General features: G+C 72.7%; 14 protein-coding genes. 12 read left to right on the plus strand and 2 right to left on the minus strand.

Going from position 1 to position 14,130, the window contains the following annotated elements:
- The first annotated feature begins 73 nt into the window (after positions 1-73).
- The 8 genes from egtA (at position 74) to AB0H52_RS13220 (ending at position 6,177) form a co-directional block, all read left to right on the plus strand.
- Positions 74-1,309, plus strand: coding sequence for an ergothioneine biosynthesis glutamate--cysteine ligase EgtA (gene egtA, locus AB0H52_RS13185; RefSeq protein ID WP_357947152.1), 1,236 nt, complete (start codon positions 74-76; stop codon positions 1,307-1,309).
- Entirely contained in the window at positions 1,306-2,643 is a 1,338-nt protein-coding gene (gene egtB / locus AB0H52_RS13190; protein WP_357947155.1) for an ergothioneine biosynthesis protein EgtB, read from the plus strand. Before egtA ends, egtB begins: the two co-directional genes overlap by 4 nt.
- Before the next feature lie 40 nt (positions 2,644-2,683).
- On the plus strand, positions 2,684-3,430 hold the full coding sequence (egtC, locus tag AB0H52_RS13195; RefSeq protein ID WP_151492351.1) for an ergothioneine biosynthesis protein EgtC: 747 nt from the start codon (positions 2,684-2,686) through the stop codon (positions 3,428-3,430).
- 50 nt (positions 3,431-3,480) lie between these two features.
- Positions 3,481-4,446, plus strand: coding sequence for an L-histidine N(alpha)-methyltransferase (gene egtD / locus AB0H52_RS13200; protein ID WP_151492340.1), 966 nt, complete (start codon positions 3,481-3,483; stop codon positions 4,444-4,446).
- A gap of 218 nt (positions 4,447-4,664) precedes the next feature.
- Entirely contained in the window at positions 4,665-5,252 is a 588-nt protein-coding gene (locus tag AB0H52_RS13205; RefSeq protein ID WP_151492341.1) for a TMEM165/GDT1 family protein, read from the plus strand.
- A 39-nt stretch (positions 5,253-5,291) separates the two neighbouring features.
- Positions 5,292-5,654 carry a DUF1622 domain-containing protein gene (locus tag AB0H52_RS13210; RefSeq protein ID WP_151492342.1) on the plus strand — a complete coding sequence of 121 codons (363 nt, stop codon included), beginning with the start codon at positions 5,292-5,294 and terminating at the stop codon, positions 5,652-5,654.
- Between the two features lie 14 nt (positions 5,655-5,668).
- Positions 5,669-5,983 (plus strand): hypothetical protein, encoded by a 315-nt coding sequence (locus AB0H52_RS13215; protein ID WP_151492343.1) that lies wholly within the window; start codon positions 5,669-5,671, stop codon positions 5,981-5,983.
- Positions 5,980-6,177 carry a hypothetical protein gene (locus AB0H52_RS13220; RefSeq protein ID WP_151492344.1) on the plus strand — a complete coding sequence of 66 codons (198 nt, stop codon included), beginning with the start codon at positions 5,980-5,982 and terminating at the stop codon, positions 6,175-6,177. Before AB0H52_RS13215 ends, AB0H52_RS13220 begins: the two co-directional genes overlap by 4 nt.
- A 13-nt stretch (positions 6,178-6,190) precedes the next feature.
- On the opposite strand, the gene nhaA is transcribed toward AB0H52_RS13220, so the two are convergent.
- Positions 6,191-7,549 carry a Na+/H+ antiporter NhaA gene (nhaA, locus tag AB0H52_RS13225; RefSeq protein ID WP_151492345.1) on the minus strand — a complete coding sequence of 453 codons (1,359 nt, stop codon included), beginning with the start codon at positions 7,547-7,549 and terminating at the stop codon, positions 6,191-6,193.
- A gap of 336 nt (positions 7,550-7,885) precedes the next feature.
- Here nhaA and AB0H52_RS13230 point away from each other — a divergent pair, with 336 nt between their 5' ends.
- On the plus strand, positions 7,886-9,349 hold the full coding sequence (locus AB0H52_RS13230; protein WP_151492346.1) for a polysaccharide biosynthesis tyrosine autokinase: 1,464 nt from the start codon (positions 7,886-7,888) through the stop codon (positions 9,347-9,349).
- On the opposite strand, the gene AB0H52_RS13235 is transcribed toward AB0H52_RS13230, so the two are convergent.
- A complete protein-coding gene (locus AB0H52_RS13235) occupies positions 9,330-9,884 on the minus strand; it encodes a low molecular weight phosphatase family protein (protein WP_151492347.1) in 555 nt (184 codons plus the stop codon). The genes AB0H52_RS13230 and AB0H52_RS13235 overlap by 20 nt on opposite strands.
- Before the next feature lie 168 nt (positions 9,885-10,052).
- On the opposite strand from AB0H52_RS13235, the gene AB0H52_RS13240 reads away from it, so the two are divergent.
- The 3 genes from AB0H52_RS13240 to AB0H52_RS13250 all read left to right on the plus strand — a co-directional run bounded on the left by AB0H52_RS13240 (position 10,053) and on the right by AB0H52_RS13250 (position 13,825).
- Positions 10,053-11,297: a glycosyltransferase family 4 protein gene (locus tag AB0H52_RS13240; protein ID WP_151492348.1), complete on the plus strand. Its 1,245-nt coding sequence runs from the start codon at positions 10,053-10,055 to the stop codon at positions 11,295-11,297.
- A gap of 100 nt (positions 11,298-11,397) precedes the next feature.
- Complete coding sequence (locus tag AB0H52_RS13245; protein WP_225854746.1) at positions 11,398-13,182, plus strand: DUF4012 domain-containing protein; 1,785 nt, start codon at positions 11,398-11,400, stop codon at positions 13,180-13,182.
- Between the two features lie 13 nt (positions 13,183-13,195).
- Positions 13,196-13,825, plus strand: coding sequence for a hypothetical protein (locus AB0H52_RS13250; RefSeq protein WP_357947162.1), 630 nt, complete (start codon positions 13,196-13,198; stop codon positions 13,823-13,825).
- Positions 13,826-14,130 lie beyond the last annotated feature (305 nt).

A 14,130-nucleotide genomic window follows, 5' to 3' on the forward strand; every position in this document is an offset into this window, starting at 1 on the left:
CGACGGTGTCGGGGGGCGGGTTTACGGTGGCACAGTGCCCGAAGCCGGCTCACGGAAAAGGGGGCCCCGACCGGTGGTGACGTCACCCGAGTTGGACCGCAGCGCGATTCTGCGCGAGTCCGCAGCCGCAGTCCGGCACCTCGCCCGGATCTGCTTCAAGACCGGCCCACCCACGCACACCGGCGTCGAACTGGAATGGACCGTGCACGACGCCGCCGATCCCGCCCGACCGGTCGCCCCGACGCGACTGCGGGCGGCGCTGGGGCGGCACAGCCCCGTCACCCTGGACGCGACCAGCTCGGCCGAGCCGCTGCGACACGGCGGCACGGTGACGTTGGAACCGGGTGGCCAGCTCGAGATCTCCACCCCGCCGCGCTCCTCGACCGCCACGCTGATCGAGGCCACCGAGGCCGACATCGCCCAGGTCACCGACCTGCTGGCCGCCGCCGGGCTGGTCCTCGGCCGCAGCGGCATCGACCCGCACCGACGGCCCCGCCCGGTGGTGGAAACTCCCCGTTACCGCGCCATGCGCGGCGCCTTCGACCGGCGCGGTCCGGCCGGCCGGACGATGATGTACAGCACCGCCGGCCTGCAGGTCTGCCTCGACGCCGGCGAACCGGACCAGGTCGCCGCACGGTGGGCCGCCGCCCACGCGGTCGGCCCGCCGCTGCTCGCGGCGTTCGCCTCCGCCAGCCGGCACGCCGGGCGTCGCACCGGCTGGGCCTCCGCCCGGATGGCAGCCTGGCTGGCCATCGATCCGGCCCGCACCCGCCCGGTCTGGACCGCCGGCACCGCCGCCGACGACCCGACCGACACCTGGATCCGGTACGTGCTCGCCGCGCCGTTGCTCTGCCTGCGCCGGCACGGGCCGGACTGGGCCGCCCCGCCCGGGGTCACCTTCGCCGACTGGCTCGATGGCGCGTTGCCCCGCCCACCCACCACCGACGACCTCGACTACCACGTCAGCACCCTCTTCCCACCGGTACGCCCACGCGGCTACCTCGAGTTGCGCTACCTGGACGCCCAGCCCGGCGCGGACTGGCGGCTTCCGCTGGCGGTGCTGACCGCCCTGTTCGCCGATCCGGGCACGGTGCGTGCGGCGTACACGATCGCCGCGCCGGTGGCGCACCGCTGGTCGACGGCCGCCCGGCACGGGCTGGCCGACGCGGCGCTGGGCACCGCCGCGACAGGGCTGCTCGACCTGGCCCTGGCCGGGCTGCCCCGGCTGGACCTGCCAGCCGACACCCACGACGACATCGCACGAGGCATTCGGCGGCGGCTCTCCGCCGCGGAGAGGGGAGACCGGTGACCGCGAGCACGACGGGACACACCGACGGGGAGCGGCTGCGCGGCCGGATCGCCGCGGAGCTGGCGCGGGCCCGCTCCCGGACCACGCTGCTGACCGAGGCGGTCGACGACGCCGACCTGATGCGCCAGCACTCGCCGCTGATGTCGCCGCTGGTCTGGGACCTGGCGCACGTCGGCAACCAGGAGGAGCTCTGGCTGGTCCGGGACGTCGGGGGCCGCGAGCCGGTCCGGCGCGACATCGACGAGCTGTACGACGCGTTCAAGCAGCCCCGCCGCGACCGCCCCGCGCTGCCCCTGCTGCCCCCCGCGGAGGCCCGCGCCTACCTGGGCACCGTCCGCGACAAGGTGCACGACCTGCTCGACGCGGTGCGGTTCACCGAGCGTCCGCTGGTCGCCGACGGCTTCGCCTTCGGGATGATCGTCCAGCACGAGCAGCAGCACGACGAGACGATGCTCGCCACCCACCAGCTGCGGGCGGGGTCGGCGGTGCTGCACGCCCCGGCGCCGCCCGAGCCGACCGCCAGCGTCAGCGGCGAGGTGCTGGTCCCGGCCGGTGTGTTCACCATGGGCACCGACACCGACCCGTGGGCTCTGGACAACGAGCGTCCCGCCCACCGTGTCGACCTGCCGGCGTACGTCATCGACGCCGCGCCGGTCACCAACGGTCAGTACGAGGCGTTCATCGCCGACGGCGGCTACACCGACCCGCGCTGGTGGAGCCCGGCCGGCTGGGCGCACCGGGTCCAGGAGCGGCTCGACGCCCCGATGCACTGGCACCGCGACGGCGACGGCTGGTCGTACCGGCGTTTCGGCCGGTGGGACCGCGTCCGCCCGGACGAGCCGGTGGTGCACGTGTGCTTCTACGAGGCCCAGGCGTACGCGGCGTGGGCCGGCAAACGGCTGCCGACCGAGGCGGAGTGGGAGAAGGCGGCCCGCTGGGATCCGGCGACCGGCCGGTCCCGCCGCTTCCCGTGGGGCGACGACGACCCGACCGAGGCGCACGCCAACCTCGATCAACGTCACCTGCGGCCGGCCCCGGTGGGCGCGTACCCGGCGGGCGCCTCACCGCTGGGCGTGCACCAGCTGATCGGCGACGTCTGGGAGTGGACGTCGACGACCTTCCGGGGGCATCCGGGCTTCACCGCGTTCCCCTACCGGGAGTACTCCGAGGTCTTCTTCGGCGACGACTACCGGGTGTTGCGCGGCGGCTCGTTCGGCACGGACCGGTCGGCCTGCCGGGGCACCTTCCGCAACTGGGACTATCCGATCCGCCGGCAGATCTTCAGCGGCTTTCGGTGTGCCCGAGACGCCCGGCCGGATGAGTCGCACCGGTGAGCCGCCCCGCGTCCGGCCCGCCGGTGGGTGGGGTTCGCTGATGTGTCGTCACCTGGCCTACCTGGGTCCGCCGGTCACCCTGGCCGAGCTGCTGTTCGACCCCGTGTACTCGTTGGCGCGCCAGTCCTGGGCGCCGCGCGACATGCGCGGCGGCGGCACGATCAACGCGGACGGTTTCGGTGTCGGCTGGTATCCGGGCGACGGCGAGCCGGTGCGGTACCGGCGGGCCCAGCCGATCTGGAGTGATCCGACGATCGCGGATCTCGCGGCGGTGACCCGTGCGGGCGCCGTTCTCGCGGCGGTCCGTTCGGCCACCGTCGGGATGGCGGTGCTCGACGGCGCCGCCGCGCCGTTCGCCCAGGGCCGGTGGCTGTTCAGTCACAACGGTGTCATCCGTGGTTGGCCGGACGCCGTGGTGCCGCTCGCCGCCACGCTGCCGGTGCGCGACCTGCTGACCCTGGACGCCGCCACCGACTCGGCGCTGCTCTGGGCGCTGGTGCGGCATCGGCTGCGCGCCGGCGACGACCCGGCGGAGGCGGTCGCCCGGACGGTGGCCGAGGTCGCCGCGGCGGCACCGGGGTCGCGGTTGAACCTGCTGCTCACCGACGGGCGGCGGGTGGTGGCCAGCGCGGCCGGGCACGCGCTGTCGGTGCGCGCGGCGCAGGGCTCGGTGCTGGTGGCCTCCGAGCCGCACGACGACGACCCGGGATGGCGGCCGGTGCCCGAGGGGCACCTGGTCGTCGCCACCGTGAACGAGGTGCGGGTACGCCCACTGCCGACCCGGTGAGCTGCACCGGTCGGGCATCCGAGTGTGGACTGAGCAGAGAGGCAGGGCCGATGACCGCGGAACCGTTGGAGATCTACCTTGAGCAGCAGGACGTGGAGCGTGGCCTGCGCGAGGACGTCCGGGCGGGGTTGACCGCCGAGGCGAAGTGGCTGCCGCCGAAATGGTTCTACGACTCGCGGGGCAGTGAGCTGTTCGAGGAGATCACCCGCCTGCCCGAGTACTACCCGACCCGGGCCGAGCGGACGGTGCTGGCCGAACACGCTTCCGACATCGCGGCGTTGACCGGCGCCAAGACCCTGATCGAGTTGGGCTCCGGCTCGTCGGAGAAGACCCGGTTGTTGTTGGACGCGTTCACCCGCCGGGGCGGGCTGGGCACGTTCGTCCCGCTCGACGTGTCGGTGAGCGCGCTGCTGGCGTCCACCGCGCAGATCGCCGCCGACTATCCGGGCCTGCGGGTGCGGGGCATCGTGGGCGACTTCACCCGCCAGCTCGACCGGTTGCCGACCGGTGGCCGGCGGCTGGTGGTGTTCCTCGGTGGCACGATCGGCAACCTGCTGCCGGCCGAGCGGGTCGAGTTCCTGAGCGCCATGCGTACCGCGCTGGAGATCGGGGACTGGCTGCTGCTCGGCACCGACCTGGTCAAGGATCCGTCGGTGATCGTGCCCGCGTACGACGACGCGGCCGGGGTGACGGCCGAGTTCAACCGCAACGTGCTGCGCGTGATCAACCGGGAGTTGGGCGCCGACTTCGACCCGGCCGCGTTCGAGCACGTCGCCCTCTGGGACCCGGACCACGAGTGGATCGAGATGCGGTTGCGCGCGACCCGGCCGATGAGTGTGCGGGTGCTGGACCTGACCGTGGACTTCGCGGCGGGGGAGGAGTTGCGCACCGAGGTGTCGGCGAAGTTCCGTCCGGCGGGCATCGCCGCGGAGCTGGGTACGGCGGGCTTCACCGTGGCGGAGTTCTGGACCGACCCGGACGGGCTGTTCGGGGTCACGCTGGCCCGGGCTCGGTGAGCCTGTTCACCCACCCCGGGCGGTCTCCGGGGTGATCCGATAGGGTTGGTCACGCGAAGGGGAGTAGCCCCCAATGTCGTGGTCGACATACTGGTGCGTTCCGCATCCGGCCACGCGGCCCCGGTCTCCGGGGCGGGCGAGACCTTCGACTCAGGCTGTTGCAGCCGGGTCGAGGGCGCCCCTGTACCTCCTCCCGGTGTGAAAACGGGAAGGATGTCATGGAGGGATTTCTCGCCGCGCTGGTTGTCAGCTTCGGCGTCATCTTCGTCGCCGAACTGGGGGACAAGTCCCAGTTGATGGCGTTGACCTTCGCCACGCGGTTCAAGCCGATCCCGGTGCTGATCGGCATCACCGTCGCGACGGCGGTGGTGCACCTGGCGTCGGTCGCGATCGGCGCGGGTCTCGGGGCGGTGCTGCCCACCGAGTGGATCTCGCTGGTGGCCGGTGTGGCGTTCCTCGGCTTCGGCGCGTGGACCCTGCGGGGGGACAAGCTCACCGACGAGGAGAAGCGCAAGGCGGAGAAGACGAACAGGACCGCGCTGGTGGCGGTGTCGGTGGCGTTCTTCCTGGCCGAGCTGGGCGACAAGACCATGCTCGCGACGATCACCCTGGCCACCAAGTACGGCTGGTTCGGCACCTGGCTGGGCTCCACCATCGGCATGGTGGCGGCGGACGCCCTGGCCATCCTGGTCGGCCGGATGCTCGGCCGCCGGCTGCCGGAGAAGACCATCAGGTACGGCGCCGCGATCCTCTTCGCCATCTCCGGTCTCTGGCTGATCCTCGAGGCGGTGAACGAGCTGACCTGAGTGTCGACTAGCCGCTGCGTGCGCGGGTAACGGCCCGGGGTGGGGCCGGCGGAGCTGTTGCGCCACGGCGACGAGGTGCTGGTCGCCGTGGTGGAGGTCGCCGGCGCTCTGGTGATCTTCGTGGGTGCGGTCTGGGCGGCGGTGCGGTTCGTGGTCGAGGGGCTGCGACATCGCACCGCCGCTGTCTTCACTCCGATCCGGCTGAGCCTGGGCCGGTTCCTGACCCTGGGTCTGGAGTTCCAACTGGCGGCCGACGTGCTGCGGACGGCCGTGTCGCCGTCGTTCGCCCAGATCGGCCAGCTGGCGGCCATCGCCACGATCCGGACGGCGCTGAACTACTTCCTGGGTCGGGAGATCCGCCAGGAGCAGCGGCAGGTGGCCGAGGGCGAGCGCCGGTCGTGACAGGCGCGTTGGCCGTGGCGGTCACCGCGCTCGCTCTGGTCGTGGGTGTGGTGACCGTGCTGCTCACGGGTGCCGGCCGCGCCGCGATCCGGATTCTGCTGGATCTGCTGACCGCGGCGGCCCTGCTCCGGCTCGCCGGCGGACCGGGCTGGACCGATCTGGCCGGCGTGGCGGTGATCGTCGCGTTGCGCCAACTGCTCGGGGCGGCGCTGGGCACCACGCCGCCGTGGTCGGGTGGACAATCGTCGGCGTCCTGCGCCACGAACGATCACCACTTACCGTTGGCGGTGAGAGGCGAAACGGGCGAAAGCGGGAGGATCACGAGATGAGCCGGCACGACGAACCCAACGAGTACGGCTACTCCGGCGGCGCCACCGCGCCCGAGCCGCCTCCCGGCGGGAAGCCCGACGAGCAGGACGAGGCCGAGGCGGTGGCGGTGCCGGGCGACGACCTCACGGCACCGGCGGCCGAGGCGCTGGCCGAGGAGACCGAGGAGCAGCCGCCCGCCGAGCGCCGTCGCTGAGCCCGCGACCCGGTCAGCGGCCGGCGGGGCGCTGGTAGACGTCCGGCACGCCGTCGCCGTCGGCGTCCAACCGCTCCCGCTCGGCCACCCGGCGGTACGCGGCGTTGCGGCGCAGCAACACGACGGCGGCCAGCCCGGCGGAGATCACCGACCCGGCGAGCACGGCGGTCTTCACCCGGTCGTCGGCGACGCTGCCGGCGCCGAACGCCAGGTCGCCGATGAGCAGCGACACGGTGAAGCCGACACCGGCGAGCAGCGCGATGCCGAGCAGGTCGGCCCACCTGATGTCCTCGTCCAGTTCGGCGCGCGTGAAGCGGGCCAGCAGGTAGGTCGAGCCGAAGATGCCGACGCTCTTGCCGAGGACCAGGCCGGCGACGATGGCGATCACCACCGGGTCGGTCAGCAGGGCGCCCACGTCGGTGCCGCGCAGTGTGACGCCGGCCGCGAACAGGGCGAAGATCGGCACCGCGAATCCGGCGGACACCGGCCGCCACCGGTGTTCCAGGTGCGCGGCGAGGCCACCGGCGTCGGTGTCGGCGTCGGCCGGTGGGGCGGCGGTCGAGGCGTCGCCGGTGCCGCGGCGGCGCGCCAGCACCGGCACGGTGAAGCCGAGCAGGACGCCCGCCACCGTGGCGTGCACCCCGGAGGCGTGCACCAGCGCCCAGGCGGCCAGCGCGAGGGGGATCAGCGCCCACCACCAGGTGCGTCCGCGTCGCACCAGCAGCGCGAAGAGCCCGATCGGCACCAGCGCGGCCAGCAACGGTACGGGATGGAACTCGGCGGTGTAGAAGATCGCGATGATGGTGATCGCGAACAGGTCGTCGACCACGGCGAGGGTGAGCAGGAAGGCGCGTAGGCCCTGGGGCAGGTGTGAGCTGACCACCGCGAGCACGGCGAGGGCGAAGGCGATGTCGGTGGCGGTCGGGATCGCCCAGCCGCGGAGCCCCGGCCCACCCCCGGCCAGCACGACCGCCACGTAGATCAGCGCGGGCAGCAGCATGCCGCCGAGCGCGGCCACCACCGGCAGCGCGGCACGCCGCGGGTCGCGCAGTTCGCCGACGACGAACTCCCGCTTGAGTTCGAGCCCCACCACGAAGAAGAAGACGGCCAGCAGGCCGTCGGCGGCCCAGGTGGCCATGGACAGGTCGAGATGCCAGCGCGCCCCGCCGGGCCAGGGCACCCAGTCGCCGAGCCGGACGTACGAGTCGACCCAGGGGGAGTTCGCCCAAATCAGCGCGAGCACGGCGCCGAGCAGGAGCAGCGCGCCGCCGACGGTCTCGGTCCGCAGGACGTCGGCCAGGTGCCGCGCCTCCGGCCAGGACGATCGCGAGAAGAGCCGGAACCGGTCGGACGGTGGGGTGTGGTCGGCCATGTGTGCGGCTCACCTCGGGTGTGGGGACGGCAGGAATCCACTCGCCGACCAGACTTCCCGGCACACCGCTGTCGACCCTATCCGGGACCGCGCGTCGCCGCGACCACGGGGCGGAAGGGGGGCCGGCCGATCGGTTGTCGACTTTTCCCGGATATCGCCGCTGCCGAATGGCCTTCTGTCGGGTTGGTCATGCGGGCACACATGTTCGCCGCTGAAAGTACATAACTCCGGACATAAGCCGTATGGGCAGCTTTAATGGTTTCACGAGTTTAAGACGACCTTGGGGGTTTTCGTGAAGTTCTTTGGCGTAACCGGACCGGCACGGAGGCGCTCCTGATGGACCTGCTCCGCCAACTGCGGCACGTACGTCGGCACTGGTGGCTCGTGTTGGTCACGGTCATGGTCGCCCTGGGTCTCTCGGCGTTCGTGACCGTACGGGCCCAACCCCGGTACGTCGCCTCGGTGACGTTCTTCGTCACCACCCCCAACCAGGGCATCAGCGACGCCTATCAGGGCGGCCTCTTCCTTCAGCAGCGCGTCAAGTCGTACGCCGACCTGCTCACCAGCGACCGGCTGGCGCAGAGCGTGGTGGCCGAGACCCCGGTCGGGCTCACCGCGGACGAGGTGCAGCACCGGGTGGCGACCTCCACCGAGACCGGCACCGTCCTGCTGCGCGCGTCGGTGACCGACACCGACCAGACCCGGGCCCTGCGAGTCACCGAGACCCTGGCCGCGAAGTTCGTCGAACTCGTGCAGAAGGTCGAGACGCCACCCGACGGCAAGGCTCCGATCAAGATCGAGGTGGTGAGCGGCCCCCGGGTCAGCGCCAGCCCCGTATCGCCGCAGCCGGCCCGCAACCTCACCCTGGGCGGGCTGCTCGGCCTGGTGCTCGGCGTCGCCCTGGCGATCCTGCGCGGCGTGGCCGACGTCCGGCTGCGCGACGCCGCCGGGCTGCAACGGGCCACCGGCAGCCCGCTGCTCGGTGAGATCCCGTTCGAGAGCAGCGCCCGCACCGCGCCGCTGATCGTCGGCGACGCCGCGACCTCGGCGCGCGCCGAGGCGGTCCGCAAACTGCGCACCAACCTGCGCTTCGTCGACGTGCACGAGCCGGCCCGGGTCATCGCCGTGACCAGCGCCCTGCAGGGAGAGGGCAAGACCACGCTCTCCTGCAACCTGGCCATCGCGCTGGCCGAGGCGGGCTGGCGGGTGCTGCTGGTCGACGCGGACCTGCGCCGCCCGAAGATCGACGAGTACCTGGGCATGGACGCCGGGGTCGGGCTCACCGACGTGTTGGTCGGCGACGTCCAGGTCGGTGACGTGGTGCAGCGCTGGGGCGACAAGTCGCTGCTGGTGCTGCCCAGCGGCTCGGCGCCACCGAACCCGAGCGAACTGCTCGGCTCCAAGGCGATGGCCGACCTGCTGCTCGCCCTGCGCGAGTCGGCGGACATCGTGATCATCGACACCGCGCCACTGCTCGCGGTGACCGACGGTGTCGTGGTGGCCGTCCAGGCCGACGGCGCGCTGCTGGTGAGCCAGCAGGGTCGTACGTCGCGGACCCAGGTGGCCGCGGCGGCCCGTTCGCTGCACTCGGTGTCGGTGCGGCTGCTCGGCTGCGTGCTGAACATGGCCAAGGTGGCCAAGGCCGAGGCGTACCAGTACGAGGCCTACCGGGTGGTCGCCTCGACGGCCACGCCGTCGGTGCCGACCGACCGGGTCAGGTCGGCGGCCAGGCACAGCGAGGGCAGCGGGGTCAACGGCGTCAGCGACCGCACCCAGGAGCTCACCCGGCTGCCCCGATGAGCGCGGCGAGGGGTCGCAACGCCCGTTCGATCTCCTCCGCGCACCGTCGGAAGTCGGCGGCGGTGCCGCCGATCGGATCACGCAGGTCATCCGCGTCGGGGGCGGCGGGTTGCAGCCGCCCCCGGGCGCGGGTGGCGGCGGCGATCGCGGCCCCCAACGGGTCGTCGGCCCGCTCGGTGGCCGGCTCGGCCGCCGCGGCCAGCCGGCCGAACTGGAGCATGGTGAACGTGCGGTGCAGCGCCGCCGGTGCCAGCGCGGTGCAGACCGATCGCTGGCGCCGGGTCGCGGTCAGCACCAGCGTCGCGTCGGTCAGGTACTCGGCGCGCAGCGTCCGGCTGCGGAACTCCGCCGGGTCCGCGCCGCCCTCGGCCGCGACCCGCTGGGCGTACGGGTGCATGGCCAGCCCGTCCATCGCGTCGGTGCCGGCGCTGGACAGCGCGACCGGCTGGTCGGCGAGCAGCCGGCGGGCCAGGTACTCGGCCATCGGCGATCGGCACAGGTTGGCGTGGCAGACGAACAGCACACGGTCGGCCATGGTGGCCCCTTCCGTCGGTGCGGACACGGCCGGCCGCACCGCGAGGGCGGTGCGTCGACGCCGGTGGCCGCGCGGGGAGGGGTTGTCGGCATCGTACGCGGGCCGGCTGCCCGCCGGACGTGCTGCCGCGCCGACCGGGGCCGATCCGTGGTGGACGGCGGTGCCCCGGTGAAGATCGGCATCCTGTCGTACCACTTCCCGCCCGAGCCGGCCTTCATCCCGGGCAGCCTCGCCGAGGCCCTCGCCGCCCGCGGGCACGAGGTCCGGGTGCTCACCGGCTTCCCGGACTATCCCGGCGGGCACGTCTACCCCGGCTGGCGGCAGCGGTGGCACCACGAGACGCACAGCGAACGGCTGACCGTCCGGCGGGTGCCGAGGTACACGGGGGCCGGCACGTCCACCGGCGCGCGGATGGCCAGCTACCTGTCCTTCGCGGGCAGCGCGACGATGACCGCGCGCCGGGTCCTCGGCGATGTCGACGCGCTCTACGTCTTCCAACTGCCGGCCACCACGTTCGCCGCGGCCGGAGTGCTGCGACTGCTCGGGCGGGTTCCGGCGGTGGTGCACGTGCAGGACGTCTGGGCGCGCGACGGCGACGGCGAGGCGGGCGACGGACGGTGGGCGACGCGGATGTCCACCGCGATGACCCGGATCTACCGGTCCGCCGCGCGGGTCGCGGTGGCCGCGCCGTCGATGCGGGACCTGGTGGTCGCCGCCGGCGCCGATCCGTCCCGGGTCCGGGTGGTGCTGAACTGGACCGACGAACGGATCTTCCACCCGGCGACGCCGGACGCCGCGGCCCGCCAACTGGTCCGCCGCGACGGACGGTGCGTGGTGATGCACGCCGGCACGATCGGCGCCCGACAGGGGCTGGAGACGGCGGTACGGGCGGCCGCGGCGTTGGACCGGACGATGGATCTGGTCCTGGTCGGTTCGGGTGCCGAGGAGCGGCGGGTGCGGGGGCTCGCCGCCGAGCTGGGCGCGGAGAACATCCGCTTCGTGGAGCGGCGCTCGCCGGTCGACATGCCGCAGTTGTACGCCGCCGCCGACTACCAGCTGGTCATGCTGCGCGATCTGCCGGAGCTGCGGGGCATGGTCCCGGGCAAGCTGCAGGCCGCGCTCTCCTGCGCCGCGCCCGTGGTGGCCTCGGCCGGGGGAGACACCGCCGAGCTGGTCGAACGGGCCCGGGCGGGACTGTCCTGCCCGCCCGAGGACTGGGCCGCGCTGGCCGACCGGTTCTGGCTGGCCGCGACCATCCCCGCCCCGGCACGCGTCGAGATGGGTCGCCGTGGCCGCGAGGCGTACCTGCGGGAGATGTCGTTGCCGGCCGGCGTCGACCAGATCGAGCGGCTGCTGCACGAGGCGGCGGGCCGCGCCGCGGAACCAACCGCCTCACGAATGAAATTCGCTTAAAGGACGAGAAGCGCCAAAACGGTACGGGATGGCGCTTTGCGTGCTAAGAACGGTCAGGGGAAATCGGATCTTCTGTCCGGTTCCTGGGATGGAGAGTGGTGTGACGGAGAGCGAACGACCGCACCGGCGGCGCAGCCGGTCCCGGCGCCGGCGACGCGCGCGACTGCGACGGGCGCTGCTGGGCGCCCTGGTGGTCTGCTCGCTGCTGCTGACGATCGGAGGGTGGATCGGTTTCCGTGGTTGGCAGGCGCGCTCCCACCTGCTCAACGCCGCTGGCCTCGCCCGCGAGTTGAGCGCCCAGGTCGTCGGCGGGGACACCGACCGTGCCCTGCGAACCCTCGCCGCCCTTCAGGAGCAGTCCGGCGCGGCCCGAGCCGCGACCGCCGACCCGGGCTGGGCGCTCGCCCGGCGTACCCCGATCGCGGGCGACGACCTCGACGCGGTCCGCCAGATCTCGGTCGCCATCGACGAGTTGGCCCGGCAGGCGTTCCCGGCCCTGCTCCGGACGGACCTGACCAGCCTCGTGCCGTCCGGCGGCCGACTGGATCTGGCCCGGCTGACCTCGGTCTCCGCCGAGTTGTCCCGGGTGAGCGAGGCGGTGCAGCGCACCCGCCGGGACCTGGCTGTGGTGCCCGCCGACCGCCTGGTCAACCAGATCCGCCAGGCGCTCACCGACCTGCGGGCCGAGATCGACCGCCTGGCCAGCCTCACCACGGCCGCCGACCAGGGAGCCCGGCTGCTGCCGCCACTGCTCGGCGCGAACGGCCCGCGACGCTACCTGCTGGTCTCACAGAACCTGGCCGAGCTGCGGGCCACCGGCGGCATGTTCGGCGCGTACGCCATGATCGAGGCCGAGAACGGCACGGTCCAGATGGGGGCGCAGGGCAGCAGTGCGTCCCTGGGCCAGTTCACGCCGGCGTTGAAGTTGCCGGCCGAGACCCGGGCACTCTGGACCGACCTGCCCGGCATCTATCCCGCCGACGTCAACCTGACCCCGCACTTCCCGACCGCCGCCGCGTTGTACCGGGAGATGTTCCGGCGTAAGACCGGCACCACCGTCGACGGCGTGCTCGCCGTCGACCCGGTGGTGCTGTCGTACCTGCTCAAGGCGACCGGTCCGGTGCTGGTGCCCGGTGGCGTCCCGCTGGCCAGCGAGAAGGTCGTGCAGACCCTGCTCAACGACAGCTACCAGCGGCTGAACGTGAAGCAACAGGACGACTTCTTCGCGGCGTCGGCCGCTGCGGTGTTTGACGCCTTTTTCAAGAAGAATGTCAACCCACGGGTGTTGTTGTCCGCATTTGACCGTGCTATCACTGAACGCCGGATATTGTTCTGGAGTGCCCGACCTGAAGAACAGCGGACATTCGGCGACAGCCGGATGGCCGGGACGCTTCCGGAACAGGACACCGTGCCGACGGTCGGCGTGTTCCTCAACGACGGCAGCGGCGCGAAGCTCGGCTACTACCTGCGGCCGACGGCGAACCTGACAGTCGGCGAATGCCGACCCGACGGTCGCCGTGAGCTCCGACTGCGGGTGACCCTGCGCTCGACGGCGCCGAAGTCCGGACTCAGTGAGTCGGTACTCGGCCTCGGCCTGGCCGGCGATCCGTACACCGCTCGCACCTTGGTGTCGATCTTCAGCCCGGCCGGGGGCGCGGTGCTGGAGGGCCGGCTCGACGGAGTCCAGACGGCGCTTGGCAGCGGCACCGAACGTCGCCGACAGGTCGCCACGGCCAACGTCGACGTCGGCCCCGGCTCCGAACGGGTGCTGGAGGCCACCGTGCTGACGGCCAAGACCGGCGTCGGGCGAGCCGAGCTGTGGCTGACCCCCACCGCCAGCCCGTGGACCACCCAAGTTCATTCCGCACCAAGCTGTGACCAGTAGGAGGGAACCAATCATGCGGCTATCCCGCATCATCATGGCGCTCACGGTCGGCCTGGCCGTGGTGGCCGTGCCGACGGCAGCGGGGGCGGCACAGCCGCAGCCGGCGCCCAGCGCGACCACAGACCCGCCCCAGCCGCCGCCGTATCCGCCGGCCGCCGCCTCGCTGACCGTCAACCGACCGACGATCTTCCTCGGCGAGACGGTCGTGCTGACCGGCACCGGATTCGGTCCGAACGAGACTGTCGACATCGTGGTGTCGGTGACCCCGCTGGCCGCTCCGGCGGCCGGCCAGGCGCCGGCGCGGCGCAGCGACGGTACGACGGTCGCCATGGCACCCGTGGCCTACCAGGCGAGCGCCCCGCTGAGCTTCACGGCGTTCACCGACGCCCAGGGTCGCTTCACCAAGAGCTACAAGCCGTCGGTGACGGGTCTGCTGACCTTCACCGCCACCGGTCGGGAATCCGGCCGGACCGCCAGCACCGAGCTGCGGGTGCTGCACAAGAAGCAGCCGCTGCCCGTCACGGGTGACAGCATCGGCACGCCCATGAAGCTCGGCGGCGGCCTGGTCGGCGCGGGCGCGATCATGCTGCTGCTGACCCTGGCCTGGCGTCGCCGCCAGCGCTTCGGCGGGGCTGCGCACTAATCGGTGTCACCACCGGGCAGTGCCCGGACTTCACCTGGGGCTGGTGCCCGTCGGACCTGATCCGACGGGCGCCAGCCCGTCCTGTATGCCCAGCCCGACGTTGCGATCAACTCGGCATCAATGAACCTGGGGTGTCACCCCGTCCCGGATACCGCGTTTTCGCTGAACCTGAGTGGATCACCCGGTGATTGCCCGATGTGGGGTCGTGGCCGGTCGCGTCGGGGTGGGTGGTTTGTCCGGTGGTGGGGGTTGTGGGCTGTGACCGGCCGCACTCGGGCGGTGGAATGGTGGCTGGCTGGGGGTCG

This window comes from Micromonospora sp. NPDC050695 (assembly GCF_040654415.1).
Classification (GTDB): domain Bacteria; phylum Actinomycetota; class Actinomycetes; order Mycobacteriales; family Micromonosporaceae; genus Micromonospora.

Excerpts from the sequence above, each read along its gene's own strand:
- nhaA (WP_151492345.1), bottom strand. The coding sequence starts at position 7,549 with ATGGCCGACCACACCCCACCGTCCGACCGGTTCCGGCTCTTCTCGCGA.
- AB0H52_RS13250 (WP_357947162.1), top strand. The coding sequence starts at position 13,196 with ATGCGGCTATCCCGCATCATCATGGCGCTCACGGTCGGCCTGGCCGTG.
- AB0H52_RS13235 (WP_151492347.1), bottom strand. The coding sequence starts at position 9,884 with ATGGCCGACCGTGTGCTGTTCGTCTGCCACGCCAACCTGTGCCGATCG.
- AB0H52_RS13230 (WP_151492346.1), top strand. The coding sequence starts at position 7,886 with ATGGACCTGCTCCGCCAACTGCGGCACGTACGTCGGCACTGGTGGCTC.
- AB0H52_RS13205 (WP_151492341.1), top strand. The coding sequence starts at position 4,665 with ATGGAGGGATTTCTCGCCGCGCTGGTTGTCAGCTTCGGCGTCATCTTC.
- egtC (WP_151492351.1), top strand. The coding sequence starts at position 2,684 with ATGTGTCGTCACCTGGCCTACCTGGGTCCGCCGGTCACCCTGGCCGAG.
- AB0H52_RS13220 (WP_151492344.1), top strand. The coding sequence starts at position 5,980 with ATGAGCCGGCACGACGAACCCAACGAGTACGGCTACTCCGGCGGCGCC.
- egtD (WP_151492340.1), top strand. The coding sequence starts at position 3,481 with ATGACCGCGGAACCGTTGGAGATCTACCTTGAGCAGCAGGACGTGGAG.